Source organism: Microvirga ossetica (assembly GCF_002741015.1).
In the GTDB taxonomy this organism is placed as follows: Bacteria; Pseudomonadota; Alphaproteobacteria; order Rhizobiales; family Beijerinckiaceae; genus Microvirga; species Microvirga ossetica.
On the sequence record NZ_CP016616.1, the window covers coordinates 1,938,315 to 1,956,599 of the forward strand.

15 protein-coding genes and 1 tRNA gene are annotated in these 18,285 nt (G+C 65.2%); 7 read left to right on the forward strand and 9 right to left on the reverse strand.

The genetic code is table 11. The features are described from left to right. Positions 1 to 2: 2 nt before the first annotated feature. A complete protein-coding gene (locus BB934_RS09110) occupies positions 3 to 851 on the reverse strand; it encodes an N-formylglutamate amidohydrolase (protein WP_099509347.1) in 849 nt (282 codons plus the stop codon). A gap of 108 nt (positions 852 to 959) precedes the next feature. Here BB934_RS09110 and BB934_RS09115 point away from each other — a divergent pair, with 108 nt between their 5' ends. The 3 genes from BB934_RS09115 to pyk all read left to right on the forward strand — a co-directional run bounded on the left by BB934_RS09115 (position 960) and on the right by pyk (position 3,999). Next, positions 960 to 1,928: a DMT family transporter gene (locus BB934_RS09115; protein WP_099509348.1), complete on the forward strand. Its 969-nt coding sequence runs from the start codon at positions 960 to 962 to the stop codon at positions 1,926 to 1,928. A 224-nt stretch (positions 1,929 to 2,152) separates the two neighbouring features. After that, positions 2,153 to 2,560: a DUF1036 domain-containing protein gene (locus BB934_RS09120; RefSeq protein WP_099512708.1), complete on the forward strand. Its 408-nt coding sequence runs from the start codon at positions 2,153 to 2,155 to the stop codon at positions 2,558 to 2,560. A 2-nt stretch (positions 2,561 to 2,562) separates the two neighbouring features. Further along, on the forward strand, positions 2,563 to 3,999 hold the full coding sequence (pyk, locus tag BB934_RS09125) for a pyruvate kinase (RefSeq protein ID WP_099512709.1): 1,437 nt from the start codon (positions 2,563 to 2,565) through the stop codon (positions 3,997 to 3,999). 187 nt (positions 4,000 to 4,186) lie between these two features. Here pyk and BB934_RS09130 read toward each other — a convergent pair whose 3' ends face one another. From BB934_RS09130 to cpdR, 5 genes are all read right to left on the reverse strand, one after another. Further along, positions 4,187 to 5,179, reverse strand: a complete 993-nt coding sequence (locus tag BB934_RS09130; RefSeq protein ID WP_099509349.1) for an alpha/beta fold hydrolase — start codon at positions 5,177 to 5,179, stop codon at positions 4,187 to 4,189. Between the two features lie 15 nt (positions 5,180 to 5,194). Further along, entirely contained in the window at positions 5,195 to 5,800 is a 606-nt protein-coding gene (locus BB934_RS09135) for a tetratricopeptide repeat protein (RefSeq protein ID WP_099509350.1), read from the reverse strand. Positions 5,801 to 5,872: 72 nt separating this feature from the next. Then, positions 5,873 to 5,998 carry a type B 50S ribosomal protein L36 gene (gene ykgO / locus BB934_RS09140; RefSeq protein ID WP_009763379.1) on the reverse strand — a complete coding sequence of 42 codons (126 nt, stop codon included), beginning with the start codon at positions 5,996 to 5,998 and terminating at the stop codon, positions 5,873 to 5,875. Between the two features lie 43 nt (positions 5,999 to 6,041). Beyond that, a tRNA-Val gene (locus BB934_RS09145) sits at positions 6,042 to 6,116 on the reverse strand. An 89-nt stretch (positions 6,117 to 6,205) separates the two neighbouring features. Then, positions 6,206 to 6,562: a cell cycle two-component system response regulator CpdR gene (gene cpdR, locus BB934_RS09150; protein WP_099509351.1), complete on the reverse strand. Its 357-nt coding sequence runs from the start codon at positions 6,560 to 6,562 to the stop codon at positions 6,206 to 6,208. Positions 6,563 to 6,734: 172 nt separating this feature from the next. Between cpdR and BB934_RS09155 the strand changes: the two genes are divergently transcribed. Then, positions 6,735 to 7,625 (forward strand): N-formylglutamate amidohydrolase, encoded by an 891-nt coding sequence (locus BB934_RS09155; protein ID WP_099509352.1) that lies wholly within the window; start codon positions 6,735 to 6,737, stop codon positions 7,623 to 7,625. A 197-nt stretch (positions 7,626 to 7,822) separates the two neighbouring features. On the opposite strand, the gene BB934_RS09160 is transcribed toward BB934_RS09155, so the two are convergent. Then, positions 7,823 to 9,082, reverse strand: a complete 1,260-nt coding sequence (locus BB934_RS09160; protein WP_099509353.1) for an MFS transporter — start codon at positions 9,080 to 9,082, stop codon at positions 7,823 to 7,825. Positions 9,083 to 9,227: 145 nt separating this feature from the next. On the opposite strand from BB934_RS09160, the gene hisN reads away from it, so the two are divergent. Next, complete coding sequence (gene hisN, locus BB934_RS09165; protein WP_099509354.1) at positions 9,228 to 10,010, forward strand: histidinol-phosphatase; 783 nt, start codon at positions 9,228 to 9,230, stop codon at positions 10,008 to 10,010. Here hisN and BB934_RS09170 read toward each other — a convergent pair. Continuing rightward, a complete protein-coding gene (locus BB934_RS09170; protein WP_237050227.1) occupies positions 9,930 to 10,991 on the reverse strand; it encodes an alpha/beta fold hydrolase in 1,062 nt (353 codons plus the stop codon). The genes hisN and BB934_RS09170 overlap by 81 nt on opposite strands. Positions 10,992 to 11,181: 190 nt before the next feature. Between BB934_RS09170 and BB934_RS09175 the strand changes: the two genes are divergently transcribed. Beyond that, positions 11,182 to 11,640: an Hsp20 family protein gene (locus BB934_RS09175; protein ID WP_099509356.1), complete on the forward strand. Its 459-nt coding sequence runs from the start codon at positions 11,182 to 11,184 to the stop codon at positions 11,638 to 11,640. A gap of 174 nt (positions 11,641 to 11,814) precedes the next feature. On the opposite strand, the gene BB934_RS09180 is transcribed toward BB934_RS09175, so the two are convergent. Further along, positions 11,815 to 12,891: a threonine aldolase family protein gene (locus tag BB934_RS09180; RefSeq protein WP_099509357.1), complete on the reverse strand. Its 1,077-nt coding sequence runs from the start codon at positions 12,889 to 12,891 to the stop codon at positions 11,815 to 11,817. Positions 12,892 to 13,557: 666 nt separating this feature from the next. On the opposite strand from BB934_RS09180, the gene gltB reads away from it, so the two are divergent. Continuing rightward, a complete protein-coding gene (gene gltB / locus BB934_RS09185; protein ID WP_099509358.1) occupies positions 13,558 to 18,276 on the forward strand; it encodes a glutamate synthase large subunit in 4,719 nt (1,572 codons plus the stop codon). The last annotated feature ends 9 nt before the right edge of the window (positions 18,277 to 18,285 follow it).

An 18,285-nucleotide genomic window follows, 5' to 3' on the forward strand; every position in this document is an offset into this window, starting at 1 on the left:
CTTCATGGGCTTGATCCTCCATGCTGGCGCAGGCGGTCGCGGGTCCGCGTGCCGAAGATCGTCGGCAGGCGCAAATCCGCATGGGCAGCCAAGGGCATGAGCAACCGGGCGAAGCGCTCGGCCCATTCCTCGGCGCCCTCACTCGATGCGATCAGATCCTGCCGGATCTCGATCAGCGCATTGGCGAGGCCCCGGATCGTGGCATGCCGGTCGACGGTGTCGCCGGCGAGCGCCCCATCATAGGGCTCGTTGTCGCCGACGACGAGTCCGCCCTCGGCCTGAAGCCCTTCCAGGAGCGGCTTGGCGAAGCGGTCGTCCGCATCCCACAGGATCCCCACGTGCCAGGGCCGGGGCCAGCCGCGCCAGACCGGCGTGAAGCTGTGCACCGTCACGACGACCGGCGGATGGCCGGCCGCCATAGCCCGGTGAATCGCATCCGCGATGGCATCGTCGTAGGGATCGTAGAACCGGGCGATGCGCCGCTGCACCTCCGCCTCATCCGCTCCGGCATTGACCGGCACGACGGCGCCGTCGGAGAGGCGCATGACCAGGGTCGGGTCGTCCCGGCCCCGGTTGGGATCGATGACGAGCCGCGAGAACCGGGTGAGAATCGCCGGAGCCCCGAGGCGCCTGGCGAGCGAGCGGGTCACGGCCGCCGCGCCGATGTCGTAGGCGATGTGACGCTCGAACTCGGCTTCCGGCAGGCCGAGATCGCCCAAATCCGGCGGCACCGCGTTGGAAGCGTGGTCGCACAGGATCAGGATGCCCGATTCGACCGGGCCGGGAACGATCTCGACGGGACAGGGCTCAAGAGAGGGCTCGTCGAGCCTGAGCGCGGCGGAAGCGGACATGGGGCAAGGATTTCAGGGCGGATGGATTGAACGGCGGAGGAAAAGCCTTACCCTGCCCCTCCAACCCTGACAACGCGACGTTCCGCGCAACAGACTTTCACGACCGACATGTCCCCGACATCCACCACGGCCCGCGTCGATTCGGGCTTCGCCTCCGCTTTTGCCGCGCTCTGCCTCGGCGCCGTGGCCATGGGGATTTCCCCGATCTTCGTGCGTTTCGCCTCCGCCGACATGGGCGGAGCGCCGGCCGATGTGGGGCCCTTCGCCAGCGCCTTCTGGCGCGTCTCGCTCTGCCTGCCCCTGCTCTATGCCTGGATGCGAATCGAGGAGAAGCGAGCGCCCGCCGACGCCCCGAAGGTCCGCTTCTCCAGGGCGAGCATCCTCGGCGGCATCGTCTTCGCCGGGGATCTGTTCTTCTGGCACCTGGCGATCCTCAAGACGACGGTGGCCAACGCCACCTTCTTCGCCACCATGGCACCGCTCTTCGTCGTGCTGACCGTCTGGCTCGTGTTCCGGCAGCAGGTGTCCCGGGGCACCTTCATGGGCCTCGCCCTCTGCCTTCTCGGCGGCGCGGCCCTGATCGGACAGAGCCTTCACGCCGATCCCGCCCGGATCGAGGGCGATCTCTACGGAGTCGCCACGGCCTTCTTCTTCGGCATGTATTTTTTGGCTGCCAGCAAGGCCAGGAAGACGGCCGGCGCCGCACGGGTGACCTTCGAGGCCGGCCTGATCACGTCCGCCATCCTCCTCGTCATTGCGGTTCTCTTCGACACGCGGGTGATCCCGCAGACGGCGCAGGGCATCGCGGCGCTTCTGGCCATGTCCTATGTCAGCCATGCGGGCGGCCAGGGGCTTCTCGCCATCGCGCTCGGGCGCCTGCCGGCAACCTTCTCGTCCCTCGTGATCTTTCTCGAGGCCATCGCAGCGGCAATGTTCGGCTGGGCGATCCTCGGCGAGGAGCTGACCCTGGTCCAGAGCCTGGGCGGCGCGCTGATCCTCTTCGGCATCTGGATCGCCCGCCCGAAGGCCGATCAGAATGACGGATCGGGGTCGAAACACCCTTCGAACGGGGAGTGAAAGCCACCGGATAGCCGCGCCTTCATGTCGATGAGACCGCGCGGCGCGCGAATTCTGCGGCCGGCATGCTGGAAAGTCTTGCTCCGGGGACGCTTCTGACCGACAAGGATTCGCCAAAGTTGTCCCGGCATTGTGCGATTTCATTCCTTCGAATTGACCAAACCATATCCATGAGCGCCGCATTCTCCCCATCGTCTGCATTCCGGCGGCGAAGCCTTGCAGCCGTGACGTTTGTCGTCGGCGGGTTTCTGCTGGCCGCTTCGCCGGCGAAGGCGGACCTGCGCCTGTGCAACATGACGTCGAGCCGGGTCGGCATCGCTCTCGGTTATCGCGACGCGCAGGGCTGGGTGACGGAGGGTTGGTGGAACCTCACGTCCCGCGGCTGCGAGACCCTGCTGAAGGGACAGCTCGGCGGGCGCTTCTACTATATCTACGCCATCGATTACGACCGGGGCGGCGAATGGAGCGGACGCTCCTTCATGTGCACCCGCGAGCGGGAATTCACGATCCGGGGAACGGAAGATTGCCTCGCCAGAGGCTTCGATCGCAGCGGCTTCTTCGAAGTCGATACGGGTGAGCAGAAGAGCTGGACGATCCAGCTCACCGAAACGAACCGGCCAGGGGGCCCATGACGATGAGACGCGCGCGGCGCACGAAGATTCTAGCAACCTTGGGACCGGCTTCCGAGAACCCCGAGATGATCGCCAAGCTGTTCCAGGCCGGCGCCGACGTCTTCCGCCTCAACATGAGCCATTTGCCCCGCGAGCGCCTGAAGGAGCGGGTCGAAATGATCCGCGCCGTCGAGGCCAAGTTCAAGCGCCCGATCGCCATCCTCGCCGACTTGCAGGGGCCGAAGCTGCGCGTCGACATGTTCGAGGGCGACAGCGCCATGCTGGAACCGGGACAGACCTTCATCCTCGATGCCGACAAGACGCCCGGCAACGCAAAACGCGTGCACCTGCCCCATCCCGAGATCCTCTCCTCGCTCGAGCCCGGCCATACGGTGCTCATCGACGACGGCAAGCTGCGGCTGCGCGTGAAAAGCGTGAAGGAGGGCTCGGCCACCACCATCGTCGAAGTCGCCGGCAAGATCTCCAACCGCAAGGGCGTGAGCCTGCCGGATACGGTGATCCCCGTCGCCGCCATGACCGACAAGGACCGCTCTGATCTCGAAGCGGCGCTCGATGCCGGCGTCGATTGGATCGCCCTCTCCTTCGTGCAGCGCCCCGAGGACGTGGCCGAAGTGAAGAAGGTCGCCCGCGGCCGGGCGCTCGTCATGTCCAAGCTCGAAAAGCCGCAGGCAATCGCGCGCCTCGACGAGATCGTCGAGATTTCCGACGCCGTCATGGTCGCCCGCGGCGATCTCGGCGTGGAGATGCCGCTCGAGAAGGTGCCCGGCATCCAGAAGCGCATCGTCCGCACCGCGCGCCAGCTCGGCAAGCCCGTGGTGGTGGCGACCCAGATGCTGGAATCGATGATCACCTCGCCGGTGCCGACCCGCGCGGAGGTCTCTGACGTGGCGACCGCCGTGTATGACGGCGCCGATGCGGTGATGCTCTCGGCCGAAAGCGCCTCGGGCCAGTACCCGATCGATGCGGTCGCCACCATGAACCGGATCGCCGAAGAGGTCGAGCAGGACCAGAATTACTGGTCGATCATGCGCACGCTCAATCCGGAGCCGGAGGCAACGGGCTCGGACGCGATTGCGGCTGCCTCGCACCAGATCGCCGATACGCTCAACCTGAAGACGGTGGCGGCCTGGACCTTCTCGGGCTCGACCGCCTTCCGCATCGCCCGCGAGCGGCCGAACTCGACGGTCATCGCGCTCACGCCGAGCCAGAACACGGCCCGCAGGCTGGCGCTGGTCTGGGGCGTGCACTCGATCCGCACCAAGGACGCGAGCGACATCGACGACATGGCGTTCCGCGCCTGCAAGTTCGCCCTGCGCGAGGGCTACTCCGCGGTCGGCGAGCGCATCATCATCGTGGCCGGCATGCCCTTCGGCACGCCCGGCGCCACCAACATGGTGCGCATCGCCTTCATCAGCCAGGAGCACGCGGCTCAGGCTTAAATTGCGAGACTTTCAAATCTCGCCTTCATCCTGCATGTCGACATGACGAGACTCGCTCATCCCTCCCCCTTGCGGGGAGGGATGAAGGGGGGCGGAAAGTCAGAGCGCTGCGTCTGTTCCAGAGAGCTATAGGTCGATACAGCGCCGGACTGGATAGATCTCGTACCCAGTCGAACCACCCCCACCCCTAACCCCTCCCCGCAAGGGGGAGGGAATCCACAGGCTCAACCCGCCCGGCCAGGGCCTCGATGGCGGCCAGCACCGTCTCCCGGTCGGCGTATTGCGGCATGTGGCCGATGCCCGGCATCAGGATCAGCTCGGCGCCCGGCACCTCCCGGGCGAAGGAGCGGCTGTGAAGATCGGTCCAGACGATCTGGTCCTCGTCGCCCGCGATCACGACCGTCGGCAGCCGGATGTCCCTGTAGCGCACGCTCTGCTCCACGACTGCGTGATACATGACGGCGAAGTCCTGCATGTTGGCTTCGAAGGCTTTGGGCCGGAAGGCCAGCGGGATGAAGGCTTTCTTCACGATGCCCCGAGGGGCCGCCTGCGGCCAGAACGTCTTTTTCTTCATCCATGGCCGGAGCATGAGAAGAACCGGCACGGCAAGGGTGCGGAACATCAGCCAGCCCGGCCGGGAATCGATCAGGCGCCGGTACCAGCCGATCGTGCCGCCCGGCCAGGGCGAGGTGATGCCGGATAGGACGAGGATCGCCCCTGTCACATCGGTATGATCGAGGGCGAGATGGGGGACGATCATTCCCGACCAGGAATGCCCGACGATAACGGCATTGCGCACATCCAGCTGCCGCAAGGCGCCCGCGAGGAGCGCGGCCTGCCGGGCGGGCTCGGCCTCGCCTAAGCCCCGCTTGCGCTCGCTCCAGCCATGGCCCGGCCGGTCGAGGGCGATGACCCGGTAGCGCTGCGAGAGGCGCGCGCCGAGACCGAGCATGGATTCGACGAGGTTGGACGAGGCGCCGTGCAGAAGGACGATGGTGCCGCGCGCGGCGTCGCGCTCGGGGCCTTCTTCCCGGTAATGGAGCCTGCAGCCCTCGACCTCGACGAACCGGCCGGTCGGCGGATAGCGCCGCTCGATCCAGCGGGAGTGGACAAAGGTGAAGGCGGCTCCCAGGGCAAGGAGCAGAGCGGGCGCGAGGAGAATGAGAAGCGGCAGGGGCATCCCCGCAAGCTGGATTTAGAGATCCTGGCCGTCAACCTCGGGGCTGAGGCGATCCACGATGGTCTTCACGTCGGACATCTGCGGATTGATCGTGAGAACCCGGCGATAGGCCTGCAGGGCCCGCGCCTTGTCGTCGGATGCCATCAGGATATGGCCGAGGCCCGTCCAGGCATTGAAATGCCGCGGCTCGATCTTGAGCGCCCGGTGCAGGTCGGCCATGGCGGCCACCGAATCGTCGAGCTGGTAGAACACGGTCGCCCGCTTGTACCAGGCCTCAGCCCAGTTGGGCTGGAGCGCCAGGACCCGGTCGATCAACTCGACGGCGAGCGGGAAATCCTTCTTTCCGTAGGCTTCGGCTGCCCGGCTCAGGAGAAGATCGGCCGTATCCGACCCGGAACGGGCGAAGCGCCGCTCGATCAGGGAGGCGACGCCTTCGGCCTCCCGCTCGGACTGGGCTTTCCCCAAGCGTTCGAAGAGCTCGTCCAGGGTGGACGCGCGGGGGCGGGCCTGAGGAGGCGGGGCCTGTTCCTTCGGATCCTTGGGACGCGCGGGCTCCTGCGCCTGAAGCGGGAGGGCGGCAAGGCTGAGGGTGAGGGCCAGCAGGCACGCGAAAAAACGCATGCCGGGATTTTAGGGTCCCGGCATGCGCGGTCAATTCAGTTTCTCGTGTGCGGCGATGCCGCACCCGCTAGCTCAGCCCTGGCGGGCCTTGTAGCGCTTCTGGGTCTTGTTGATGATGTAGACTCGGCCCTTGCGACGAACCAGCTGGTTGTCGCGGTGACGGCCGCGGATCGACTTCAACGAGTTACGGATCTTCATATCCGGTCTCCTGCGGCCCTTCGGGAAGGCCGGAAAAAGAAAATGGTGGGCGCGGCTGGGATCGAACCAGCGACCCCTACGATGTCAACGTAGTGCTCTCCCGCTGAGCTACGCGCCCGGGAAACGGTGATTTTGACGTCCCGCTTCGGCTGTGGGGGCGATATACCCACAAGCGGGCCCTGGCGCAAGCCTGGAGGCCGGCCTTTTTTAGGCGGCCATCATTTTATCGACTTCGCTCACCAGATCGCGCAGATGGAACGGCTTCGACAGCACCTTGGCATCCCGCGGAGCCTGGGAATCCGGGTTGAGGGCGACGGCGGCGAAGCCCGTGATGAACATCACCTTGATGTCCGGATCGAGCTCGGTGGCCTTGCGGGCCAGCTCGATGCCGTCCATTTCCGGCATGACGATATCCGTCAGGAGGAGCTCGAAAGGCTCCTCGCGCAAGCGGTTATAGGCGGAAAGACCGTTATCGAACGAGGCGACGTCGTAGCCCGCGTTCTCCAGCGCCTTCACGAGGAAGCGGCGCATGTCGTTGTCGTCTTCTGCGAGAAGGATCTTCATCGGTTGCCAGCCCCGAATCGTGGCGAAAGGTTTCACACCTTCATGAGGGATCGGGGTAAACAAGCCGTGAAAGAACGACGCAGCTTTGCTACGATATTGTCATGGACAGTGGAATGCCCATCCTTACACTGATCCGAGCACCTGCTTCGTCTCCAAAACAACCAATATCCTGATGCGTCCAGCCATCGTCGACGAGTTCGATCCTCCCTTCACCGTCACCGAACCTTCGGCGCAGACGATCCCCTTCGTCTTCAACGTGCCGCATGCGGGTGCGGTGTATCCGGCCGCCTTCCTGGCCGCATCCCGGCTCGACGCCATGGCTCTGCGGCGCTCCGAGGATGCCTTCGTGGACGAGCTGTTTGGAGCGGTGACGGATCTGGGCGCGCCGCTCATGACCGCCCGCTTTCCGCGCGCCTATCTGGACCTCAACCGGGAGCCCTACGAACTCGACTCGCGCATGTTCGACGGCCGCCTGCCGCCCTTCGCCAACACGCGCTCGATGCGCGTGGCCGGCGGGCTCGGCACGGTCCCGCGGATCGTCGCCGATGGGCAGGAGATCTATCGCTCCCGCCTTCCCGTCGACGAGGCGCTGCACCGGATCGAATGGCTCTACAAGCCCTATCACCGGGCGCTTCGCCTTCTCGTTCGCCGCACGGCCCAGATCTTTGGGCACGCCGTCCTGATCGACTGCCATTCCATGCCGTCATCGAGCGTCAGCCGCGAGGACGGGACCAAGGCCGATATCGTGCTGGGGGACCGCTACGGGACGAGCTGCGCCACCCTGCTGATCGATCTGGTGGAAGCGGCCCTGCGCGGCCGCGGCTACACGGTGATCCGCAACAAACCCTATGCGGGCGGCTTCATCACCGAACATTACGGCGAGCCGGCCCTCGGGCGGCATGCGCTCCAGATCGAGATCAACCGCTCGCTCTACATGGACGAGCGCAGCATGCAGAAGAAGCCTGCCTTCGCCGTGCTGGCGGAAGACTTGTCCCGCGCCTTCACCCAGGTGATTTCCGATATCGACGGTGAATGGGTGACCAGGCCGATCGCAGCCGAGTGAGCCCGAGCGCGGCCCGGAAGGCCGGTCAGCTTTACGCCGATCTGATCCAGACAAGAAAAAAGGCCACTGTTGCCAGCGGCCCGAAGTTTAGGGAGGAAACGCCCACGAAGGGCTACGATAAGGCGACGCCATCGCCATATCGCACTGCAATAATTACACCGCATCGCACAAATTGCAAGGCCAATCGTTCGAATTTCTTATGCCTTTAATGCATGCCTCCCCGGATGCGGGTCAATAGCTCTGACGTAAAACGCAAGGCTGAGCAGAAGCCAGCCAGCCAACGCCGCGAAAACGAGGCGGTAGCCCTCGGGACGATAGAGTCCCTGGTCGGAGCGCCCCATCAAGTCGATCAGCATTCCCGTCACGCTCTGGGACAGGAAGGCACCGCCCATGGTGCCGATATTCATGAGCGTGATCCCGCGCCCCGTGAGCGCCGCCGGGAACAGCGACTTTCCATGGCTGGTGAGGATCGGCGTATAGGCGACGCTGAGACCGAACAGCGGGAACCAGACCGTGGCGGAGGTCCGGTCGATCGGCATCGTCACCAGGATGACGAGAAGCAGGATCGTGGCGGTGCTGCCGATCAGGACAGGCTTCTTGTAGCTCAGCCAGAAGCGGTCCATCGCTCCCCAGAGAAGCATGCCGCAGATCTGCGCCGTCGCCCCGAGCAGCAGGATCCGGCCCCGCGTTCCGAGATCGGCTCCGTGCACGTCCGACAGCCATGGCCCGCCCCAGAGCCCGATGACGGAGGCGAAGCAGCCATAGGTGGTCAGGTGCATGAAGAAGACCGGCCAGAAGGAGCGCACCTTCAGGGCCTCGGCCACGCCCTGGAAGGTGGCCGCCCAGGTTTCCTTCGGCTTTCCCGAGCCGGAATCCCGGGGCACGAGAAAGGCGATCGCGAACGCGATGACGATTGTCAGAACGGCCACCGCGAGAAATGACGCCCTCCAGCCGAAAGCGGCAGCCGAGGCCGCGAGCGGCGCGGTCGCGGCAAGCGTCCCGATATTGGCCAGGCCCATCTGCAGGCTGGTGAGGCTCGCGAAGCGTTCCGGCGGAAACCGGCGGGCATAAATGACCAGCGGCGCCATGAAGAAGGTGGAGCAGCCGAGCCCCATCAGCACCCGCGCCGCAATGAGGATGGAGGCGGAAGACGCCAGCGCGAACAGGATTGTGCCGAGAACCGTCAGCACGGCGGTCCCCAGCATCGTGCGCTTGGGCCCGTAGCGGTCGATCAGGATGCCGATGGGGATCTGGACCGCTGCGAAGGCGAAGAAGAAAGCGCTCGACAGAAGTCCCGTCTGGGTGGCCGTGAGATCGAGCTCGCGGGCCAGATCGTTGGCGATGACGCCGATGGAATTGCGCAGGAACTGGCTGATCGCATAGATCGACACGAGCGCTGCGACGAGGACGAGAGCCGCCTCGGAGCGGGTGGAGCCAAGCTTGGGCGCAACATTCATCGGCTCATGGTCCTTCGGGTCTTCTTCCAGGTCTTTTCGGACGGCATTCCGGCGCCGCTCTCTTGCCGCACGCCAAGCGCTTGATAAAAGCTCATGGCAGGCGGGCCAAGGCCGCCCGCATTAGACTTCAGGGGATTCGCACATCATGGGGCTCATCGACTTCACGCATTTCGTCAACGAGCTCGCAACCCAATCAGGCCAAGCGATCCTTCCCTTCTTCCGCACCGCCATCGCCACGGAGGACAAGTCCCGCGGCGGCGCGTTTGACCCGGTCACCGAGGCCGACCGGGCGGGCGAGGCGACCATGCGCCATCTCATCAAGCGCAGCTTCCCGACCCACGGCATCGTCGGCGAGGAATTCGGCGCCGAGAACGCGGATGCGGACTATGTCTGGGTGCTCGATCCCATCGACGGCACGCGGGCCTTCATCGCCGGCCTGCCCACCTGGGGCACCCTGATCGGGCTGACCTACAAGCGCCAGCCGGTCTTCGGCATGATGCATCAGCCCTTTACCAGCGAACGCTTCTTCGGCGACGGGGGCAGCGCGACCTATCGGGGGCCGGGCGGCGAGCGCAAGCTCAGGACGCGCCGCTGCGCCTCGCTCAAGGATGCAGTGATTTCCACCACCAGCCCGCGGATCTTCGCCGGCGACGAGCTGCGCGCCTATGACCGGGTCGAGAGCGTCGCGCGGCTCGCCCGCTACGGCTGCGATTGCTATGCCTATTGCATGGTGGCGGCCGGCCATATCGACCTCGTGGTCGAATCCGGCCTCAAGCCCTACGACATCGCCGCCCTGGTGCCGATCATCGAGGGCGCCGGCGGCATCGTCACCACCTGGGAGGGCGGTTCAGCGGCCGATGGCGGGCGCATCGTCGCTGCGGGCGACCGCCGGGTCCATGCCGCCGCCATCGAGCTGCTCAGCCGCTAACCCTACTGCCGCCAGATCCCGGCGTGCCCCCGGAACCGGATCGGGCGTGCCGGGAACGAAGGCGTCGAAGGCCGCCCAGAACTGCTCCCGGATCGCATCGCGCTCCATCAGGATCTCGTGCCGGGCGCCCGGGATGACGATCACCGAGCCGGCCTTCAGGCGGGCGGCGAAGCGCTCGGTCGCCGGCGTGGCGCAGACCGGATCGGCACCGGCCGCCACGATGAGCGTCGGCAGTCGGATCTTGATGGCATAGCGCGGATCGGCGAAGCGCTTCATGAGGCGGAAGGCGCCGTCGAGCCAGGCGACCGTCGGAGCGCCGATGGCACCTGCGCCGATGGCATGGGCGACTTCGGCGTTGCGGGCGTAGCGCTTAGGATCGCCGGTCAGCCGGTTGCCCTTGAACGGCAGGGTGGAAATCGATGTCTCGCCGCCGCCGGGGACGAACATGCCGCCCATCCCGAGAAAGCGCAGGATCCGCGCCACAAAGGCGGAAGCCCGCGTGCGCTTGATGATGCACAGGGCGATCATCGGCGTCGTGGTCACGAGGCGGCGGAAGGGCAGCCAGGTCTCGTAGGCCGCGTTCAGGGCAATGGCGCCGCCCATGGAATGGGCGAGACCGAAATGCGGCTCGGGCATGTGCGGCACCAGGATCTGGTCGCGGATCGCTTCCAGGTCGTGCCGGTAATCGGAAAAGCGCCGGACATGGCCCTTGCGCCGGTTGCTCACCTGCCGGCCCGACAGGCCCTGCCCGCGCCAGTCGAAGGCGACGACGGCAAAGCCCCGGTCGAGCAGTTCGCCCACCGTCTCGAAATACTTCTCGATGAACTCCGCTCTGCCCTGCAGGACGCAGACCGTCCCCTGCGGCGCCTCCGTCTCGGGCATCCAATAGGCGGCGCGGAGCGGAATACCGTCGCGGGTCGTGACGCTCACCAGGGTGGGATCGCCGGGTACGGGGTTGTCGGGGGTCGCGATGAAGTCCACGGGAGGATCCAGGATCGAGGAACTGCCCCTCAATATAGGACAGTTACGTCTTGGGGAACGAGGCTCTTGACAGGCATCGCGCCACATCCCAAATCGAGCTCGTGCCGGCCATGACGGCGGCACGCTAACCGGGATCCAGCCTCTGCCAGGTGGATCCATTCTGCATGTTGCTTCTATCGGAGGATATGCCATGCGTCAGTACGATCTTGCTCCCCTCTACCGCAACACGGTCGGCTTCGACCGTCTCTTCTCGATGCTCGACCAGCTCGTCAGCGTCGATGCGGCCCCGAGCTACCCGCCCTACAACATCGAGCGCACCGGCGAGAATGCCTATCGCATCTCGATCGCGGTTGCCGGCTTCACCGATCGCGACCTGACCATCGAGGTCAAGGAAAACACCCTCTCGGTCCGCGGTGAGCGCCAGCCTTCCGAAGAGCGCAAAGTCGACGTTCTGCATCAGGGCATCGCCGCCCGCAGCTTCGACCGGCGGTTCCAGCTCGCCGACGGCGTGCAGGTGGTGGGCGCGGCCCTCGAGAACGGCCTGCTTCATCTCGACCTCGTGCGGGAGATCCCCGAGGCCAAGAAGCCGAAGCTCATCCCGATTTCCTCGAGCGGCCCTCAGACCATCGAAGCCAAGCAGGCTGCGTAACAGCCTCTCAAACCGATCCCCAAACGAAGAGCGCCCCGGTACATGCCGGGGCGCTTTTTTGATTCTGGATCCTGGTCCTTGAAAGTCCCGCTGGGGCTGGAGGGGCCCCGTTGGTTGGGTCAAGGGTCTCTGGGGATGATCAATCGCGGGTGATTGCGGCAGGGTTAGGGCAGATCACTCGGCGGCTTCGCGCGATGCCCCCGAAGAGGCAGCCTGCAGCAGCCTCTGCACATCGTCCTCACGGGTGGCCCAGGAGGTAACGAGGCGGATCAAGATCTCGTGATCCGCCACCCGCTCGGTCTCGGGCAGGCTCAGCTCCGTCCAGGGATTGTAATGAATGCCCGCGGCTTTCAGTGCTCCGTCCAGGGTCTTGGGGATGATCGGGAACACCTCGTTCGCTTCCCTCGGCCACGCGAGCCTGACGCCGGGAAGGCGGACAAGCCCCTCCGAGAGCGTCTGCGCCATGCGATTGGCATGGCGCGCATTGTCGAGCCAGTGATCGTTTCCGAAATAGCCCTCGAACTGCGCCGCGATGAGGCGGCCCTTGGAAATGATCTGGCCGGCGCGCTTGGAGCGATAGCCGAGCGATTCCGCCAGATCGGGCCGGAACACCACGATGGCCTCCGCCATCAGGCCGCCGTTCTTGGTGGCGCCGAAGGAGAGGATGTCGACACCCCGCTTCCAGGTCATCTCGGCGGGGCTGCAGCCGAGAGATACGAGCGCGTTGACGAAGCGGGCGCCGTCCATGTGGAAGGCCATGCCGTGCTCGCGGCAGACCTGGCCGAAGGATTCGATCTCGTCGAGCCCGTAGACCATGCCGCACTCGCTCACCTGCGAGATCGAGAGCGCCTTCGGCGGCATCTGCTTTACCGCCTTGGGCAGGCTGCGCAGATAGGCGTCGATGTCCTCGGGCTTCAGCTTGGCGCCGATTCCGGGCAGCCCGGCGAGCTTTGCCCCATGCATGAAGAATTCCGGCGCGCCGCACTCGTCGTCGATGATGTGGGCTTCCCGGTGGCAGACGCAGAGCCCATAGGGCGGCACCGCAGCGGAGAGAGCGAGCGCATTGGCCGCCGTCCCGGTCGCGACGAAGAAGACGGAGACCTCGCGTTCGAAGATCTCGTCGAAGCGCGCCCTGACCCGCTTCGAGATCTCGTCGTTGCCGTAGGCGGTCATCGTCCCCGCATTGGCGTCGAGGATGGCCTGGAGAACGGGGGCGCTGCCCCCGACGATGTTGTCGCTCGCGAAATTCATGTCCCGTCTCGTAGACCATCGGCCCGGAAAGGGGAATGGCTTCCGGGCTCGGCTGCCATGCTTCCATTATGGAAAAGCGGCGTTGCTGCGGCCATGAGGCAACATGTCAAGATCGTTGACCCATCGGCGGAGACTTTCGTCCCCGGGGCCAAAAAGCTGCTTTTGTTACATTCGGAGTCGCCTGCTTGTAACTTTTGTCTAAATTATTTCTAAAGCCTCTTGTGCAGTGCGGAGATCTCTGGCACTTTGCCCTCATTAGGACAGCGATGCTGTCCCTTTTGGGGTGCCTGCACCCTGTCTTTCGCCCTGGGGTTTTCTTGATGCTTCGCGCGACGCGAACGAAACGAGATACCACGAACACCGCCCGCAAAACGTGGGCGGAACGGGCGACTCTGGGCTGACGACAGCCCAAGGTGCCCGCGAGGTGCGGGCTCCCCTGCCGGACCCAACCCTCGAAAACCTGAAGAAGCGGCGGGCACTCCGGACGATCCGATCATCCGGCAGGCCCAAAAGCCGCCTCAAATGAACGCGCATCGTGCGGAAAAGTGGACCCGGTTTTCCGTTCACACGATGCGCAGTTAGAAACGGAGCATCGGGTTTCTCCCAAAAGTGGTGTCCACTTTTGGGTCCGATGCTCAGAAGACGCGTTCGGATGTGAGGATTGCCATGAGCAACGTGCCGACCAAGAACCTGGAAATCGAAGTGCCAAGCCGCACGGCCACGACGGCTGATAAAGTCCGGTTCGTGCGCGATCCAGGTCTGCCGCCGGCCCAGGGCCTCTACGATCCCTCGAACGAGCAGGATTCCTGCGGCGTCGGCTTCATCGCCGACATGAAGAACCGCAAGTCGCACGACATCGTCGAGCAGGGCCTGTCGATCCTGCACAACCTCGACCATCGCGGCGCGGTGGGCGCGGACCCCAAGATGGGCGACGGCTGCGGCATCCTGGTCCAGATCCCGCATAAGTTCTTCGCCGCCGAATGCGCCAAGGTCGGTATCTGGCTGCCCGAGGAAGGCCAGTACGGCGTCGGCCACCTGTTCATGCCGCGCGATCCGGAGGGCTTCCAACTCGTCGAGGAGATCGTCACCAAGGCGATCGCCGACGAGGGCCTGCAGGTTCTCGGCTGGCGCGAGGTGCCGGTGGATTCGAGCGATCTCGGCGAGAGCGTGAAGGCCACCGAGCCGCAGCATCGCCAGATCTTCATCGGCAAAGGCAAGGGCATGGACGACCCGGAGATCTTCGAGCGTCGCCTTTTTCTCGCCCGCAAGGTCATCTCCAACGCCGTCTACGACATGAAGGACCCGCGCACGGCCGGTTATTATCCGGTCAGCCTGTCCTCGCGCACCGTCGTCTACAAGGGCATGGTGCTCGTCACGCAGCTGCGCGACTATTATCTCGACCTGCAGGACGAGCGCTTCGAGAGCGCCATCGCCCTCGTGCACCAGCGCTTCGCCACCAACACCTTCCCGACCTGGCAGCTCGCGCATCCCTACCGCATGGTCGCGCATAACGGCGAGATCAACACCCTGCGCGGCAACGTGAACTGGATGGCCGCGCGCCAGGCCTCGGTCGATTCCGAACTCTTCGGCAACGACATCTCGAAGCTCTGGCCGATCTCCTACGAGGGCCAGTCCGACACCGCCTGCTTCGACAACGCGCTCGAATTCCTGGTGCGCGGCGGCTACTCGCTGTCGCATGCCATGATGATGCTGATCCCGGAAGCCTGGGCCGGCAACCCGCTCATGAACGACGACCGGCGCGCGTTCTACGAATATCACGCAGCCCTCATGGAGCCGTGGGACGGCCCCGCCGCCGTGTGCTTCACCGACGGCAAGCAGATCGGCGCGACGCTCGACCGCAACGGCCTTCGGCCTGCGCGCTATCTCGTGACCGACGACGGCCTCGTGGTGCTCGCCTCCGAGATGGGCGTGCTGCCGATCCCGGAAGAGAAGATCGTCGAGAAGTGGCGCCTGCAGCCGGGCAAGATGCTGCTCATCGACCTGGAAGAAGGCCGCATCGTCTCCGACGACGAGATCAAGCAGCAGCTTTCCAACGCCCACCCTTACAAGGAATGGCTGAAGCGCACGCAGATCGTGCTGGAGGATTTGAAGCCCGTGCAGGCGCGCGAGTCGCGCACGGACGTGTCTCTCCTCGACCGCCAGCAGGCCTTCGGCTACACCGCGGAAGACCTCAAGCTCCTGATGCAGCCCATGGCCGTCACCGGCCAGGAGGCGGTCGGCTCCATGGGATCGGACACGCCGATCTCCGCGCTCTCCGACAAGTCGAAGCTGCTCTACACCTATTTCAAGCAGAACTTCGCCCAGGTGACGAACCCGCCGATCGACCCGATCCGCGAAGAGCTCGTCATGAGCCTGGTGTCGTTCATCGGCCCGCGCCCGAACATTCTCGATCTCGAAGGCACCTCGCGTCGCAAGCGCCTGGAAGTGCGCCAGCCGATCCTCACCAACGAGGACCTGGAGAAGATCCGTTGCATCGGCCATTTCGAGGACCGCTTCGACACCAAGACCCTCGACATCACCTATGATGCCGAACTCGGCGCCTCCGCCCTCGACGGCGCGCTCGACCGCCTCTGCGACCGCGCGGAAGCGGCGGTGCACGGCGGCTACAACATCATCATCCTCACCGACCGCATGGTCGGACCGGACCGCATTCCGATCCCAGCGCTCCTCGCCACTGCCGCCGTGCACAACTACCTGATCCGGAAAGGGCTTCGCACCTCGGTCGGCCTCGTGATCGAGAGCGGCGAGCCGCGCGAGATCCATCACTTTGCGTGTCTCGCCGGCTACGGCGCGGAGGCGATCAATCCCTATCTCGCCTTCGAGACCATCGAAGCGATGCTCGAGGCGGGCGAGCTGCCGGAGGAAGTGGACGCGGACGAGGCGATCAAGCGCTACATCAAGTCCATCGGCAAGGGGCTGCTCAAGGTGATGTCCAAGATGGGCATCTCCACCTACCAATCCTATTGCGGCGCGCAGATCTTCGATGCGGTCGGCCTCAAGACCGAGTTCGTGTCCCGCGACTTCTTCGGCACGGCGACCACCATCGAAGGCATCGGCATGGACGAGGTGGCGGAGGAGAACGTACGCCGTCACCGCGACGCCTTCGGCGACGCGCCGATCTATCGCAATGCGCTCGATATCGGCGGCGAATACGCCTATCGCCAGCGCGGCGAGGTGCATGCCTGGAACCCGGACACGGTCGCGACGCTGCAGCATGCGGTGCGTCTCAATGCACAGGAGCGCTACCGCGAGTTTGCGCGCCTCGTGAACGAGCAGGACAACGAGCTCAAGACCATCCGCGGCCTCTTCCGCATCAGGAACGCCGAGGAAGCGGGCCGTGCGCCCGTCGACGTGAGCGAGGTCGAGTCCGCGCAGGAGATCGTGAAGCGCTTCTCCACCGGTGCCATGTCCTTCGGCTCGATCTCGAAGGAAGCGCACGAGACCCTGGCGCTCGCCATGAACTCCATCGGCGGCAAGTCCAACACCGGCGAGGGCGGCGAGGAGCCCGAGCGCTTCCGCGTGCTGCCGAACGGCATGTCGAAGCGTTCCGCCATCAAGCAGGTGGCCTCGGGCCGCTTCGGCGTGACGACGGAATATCTCGTCAATGCCGACATGATGCAGATCAAGGTGGCGCAGGGCGCCAAGCCCGGCGAAGGCGGCCAGCTGCCCGGCCACAAGGTCGATGCGAAGATCGCCCGCGTGCGCCACTCGACCCCCGGTGTCGGCCTGATCTCGCCGCCGCCGCACCACGACATCTATTCCATCGAGGATCTGGCGCAGCTGATCTTCGACCTAAAGAACGTGAACCCTGCGGCCGATGTGTCGGTGAAGCTCGTCGCGGAAGTCGGCGTCGGCACGGTGGCGGCGGGCGTTGCCAAGGCGCGCGCCGACCACATCACGATTTCGGGCTTCGAGGGCGGCACGGGCGCTTCTCCCCTCACCTCTCTGAAGCATGCCGGCTCGCCCTGGGAGATCGGCCTCGCCGAGACCCAGCAGACACTCGTGCTCAACCGTCTGCGCGGCCGCGTGGCCTTGCAGGCCGACGGTGGCCTTCGCACGGGCCGCGACGTCGTGATCGCAGCTTTGCTCGGCGCCGACGAATACGGCTTCTCGACCGCACCGCTGATCGCAGCCGGCTGCATCATGATGCGCAAGTGCCATCTCAACACCTGCCCTGTCGGCGTCGCCACGCAGGACCCGGTGCTGCGCAAGCGCTTCAAGGGACTCCCTGAGCACGTCGTCAACTACTTCTTCTTCGTCGCCGAGGAAGTGCGCGAGCTGATGGCGGAGATGGGCTTCCGTACCTTCGACGAAATGATCGGCCAGTCCGATCTCCTCGACAAGAATGCGGCCATCGACCACTGGAAGGCGAAGGGTCTCGATTTCACCAAGCTCTTCCACAAGCCGGAGGCAGGCCCGAATGTCGAGATCCGTCACCAGGAGCGTCAGGTTCATCCCATCGCCAAGGTGCTCGACCGCGCGTTCATCGCGCAGGCAGGTTCCGCACTGGAGAACGGCGACGCCGTCACCATCGAGTCGAAGGTGAAAAGCTCCGACCGCACGGTGGGCGCCATGCTCTCCGGCGAGGTCGCCAAGCGCTATGGCCACGAAGGCCTGCCCGACGACACGATCACCGTGAAGCTGAAGGGCACCGCGGGCCAAAGTTTCGGCGCGTGGCTGGCGGCGGGCGTGACGCTCAACCTCGAAGGCGAAGCCAACGATTATGTCGGCAAGGGCCTCTCGGGCGGCAAGATCATCATCGCGCCGTCGTCTGCCTCGAAGGCTCTGCCTGAGAATTCCATCGTCGTCGGCAACACGGTGATGTACGGCGCGATCGCCGGCGAGGCGTATTTCCGCGGCGTCGCAGGCGAGCGCTTCGCCGTGCGCAACTCGGGCGCCATCGCGGTGGTCGAGGGCACGGGCGATCACGGCTGCGAATACATGACCGGCGGGCTCGTGGTCGTGCTCGGTCAGACCGGCCGCAACTTCGCGGCGGGCATGTCGGGCGGCATCGCCTATGTGCTCGACGAGGACGGCACGTTCACGAAGCGCTGCAACCTGTCCATGGTCGATCTCGAGCCCGTCGAGGAGGAAGAGGACCTGATGCGCCGCCTCCACCATCACGGCGGCGATCTGGAGACCAAGGGCCGCATCGACATCATGGCCAACATGTCCGGCCCCGATGAAGAGCGCCTGATGCAGCTCATCACCAACCATCACACCTATACGGGCTCGACGCGCGCCAAGGAGATCCTCGACAACTGGACGACCTATCGCACCAAGTTCGTGAAGGTCATGCCGGTCGAGTATCGCCGTGCGCTCCAGGAGATGGATCGTCTCCGGACCCTGCAGGCAGCGGAATAAGGATTTTAG

Excerpts from the sequence above, each read along its gene's own strand:
- BB934_RS09135 (WP_099509350.1), bottom strand. The coding sequence starts at position 5,800 with ATGCGTTTTTTCGCGTGCCTGCTGGCCCTCACCCTCAGCCTTGCCGCC.
- cpdR (WP_099509351.1), bottom strand. The coding sequence starts at position 6,562 with ATGAAGATCCTTCTCGCAGAAGACGACAACGACATGCGCCGCTTCCTC.
- BB934_RS09115 (WP_099509348.1), top strand. The coding sequence starts at position 960 with ATGTCCCCGACATCCACCACGGCCCGCGTCGATTCGGGCTTCGCCTCC.
- BB934_RS09180 (WP_099509357.1), bottom strand. The coding sequence starts at position 12,891 with ATGAATTTCGCGAGCGACAACATCGTCGGGGGCAGCGCCCCCGTTCTC.
- BB934_RS09110 (WP_099509347.1), bottom strand. The coding sequence starts at position 851 with ATGTCCGCTTCCGCCGCGCTCAGGCTCGACGAGCCCTCTCTTGAGCCC.
- ykgO (WP_009763379.1), bottom strand. The coding sequence starts at position 5,998 with ATGAAGATCCGTAACTCGTTGAAGTCGATCCGCGGCCGTCACCGCGAC.
- gltB (WP_099509358.1), top strand. The coding sequence starts at position 13,558 with ATGAGCAACGTGCCGACCAAGAACCTGGAAATCGAAGTGCCAAGCCGC.
- pyk (WP_099512709.1), top strand. The coding sequence starts at position 2,563 with ATGAGACGCGCGCGGCGCACGAAGATTCTAGCAACCTTGGGACCGGCT.
- BB934_RS09160 (WP_099509353.1), bottom strand. The coding sequence starts at position 9,082 with ATGAATGTTGCGCCCAAGCTTGGCTCCACCCGCTCCGAGGCGGCTCTC.
- BB934_RS09155 (WP_099509352.1), top strand. The coding sequence starts at position 6,735 with ATGCGTCCAGCCATCGTCGACGAGTTCGATCCTCCCTTCACCGTCACC.
- hisN (WP_099509354.1), top strand. The coding sequence starts at position 9,228 with ATGGGGCTCATCGACTTCACGCATTTCGTCAACGAGCTCGCAACCCAA.
- BB934_RS09130 (WP_099509349.1), bottom strand. The coding sequence starts at position 5,179 with ATGCCCCTGCCGCTTCTCATTCTCCTCGCGCCCGCTCTGCTCCTTGCC.
- BB934_RS09175 (WP_099509356.1), top strand. The coding sequence starts at position 11,182 with ATGCGTCAGTACGATCTTGCTCCCCTCTACCGCAACACGGTCGGCTTC.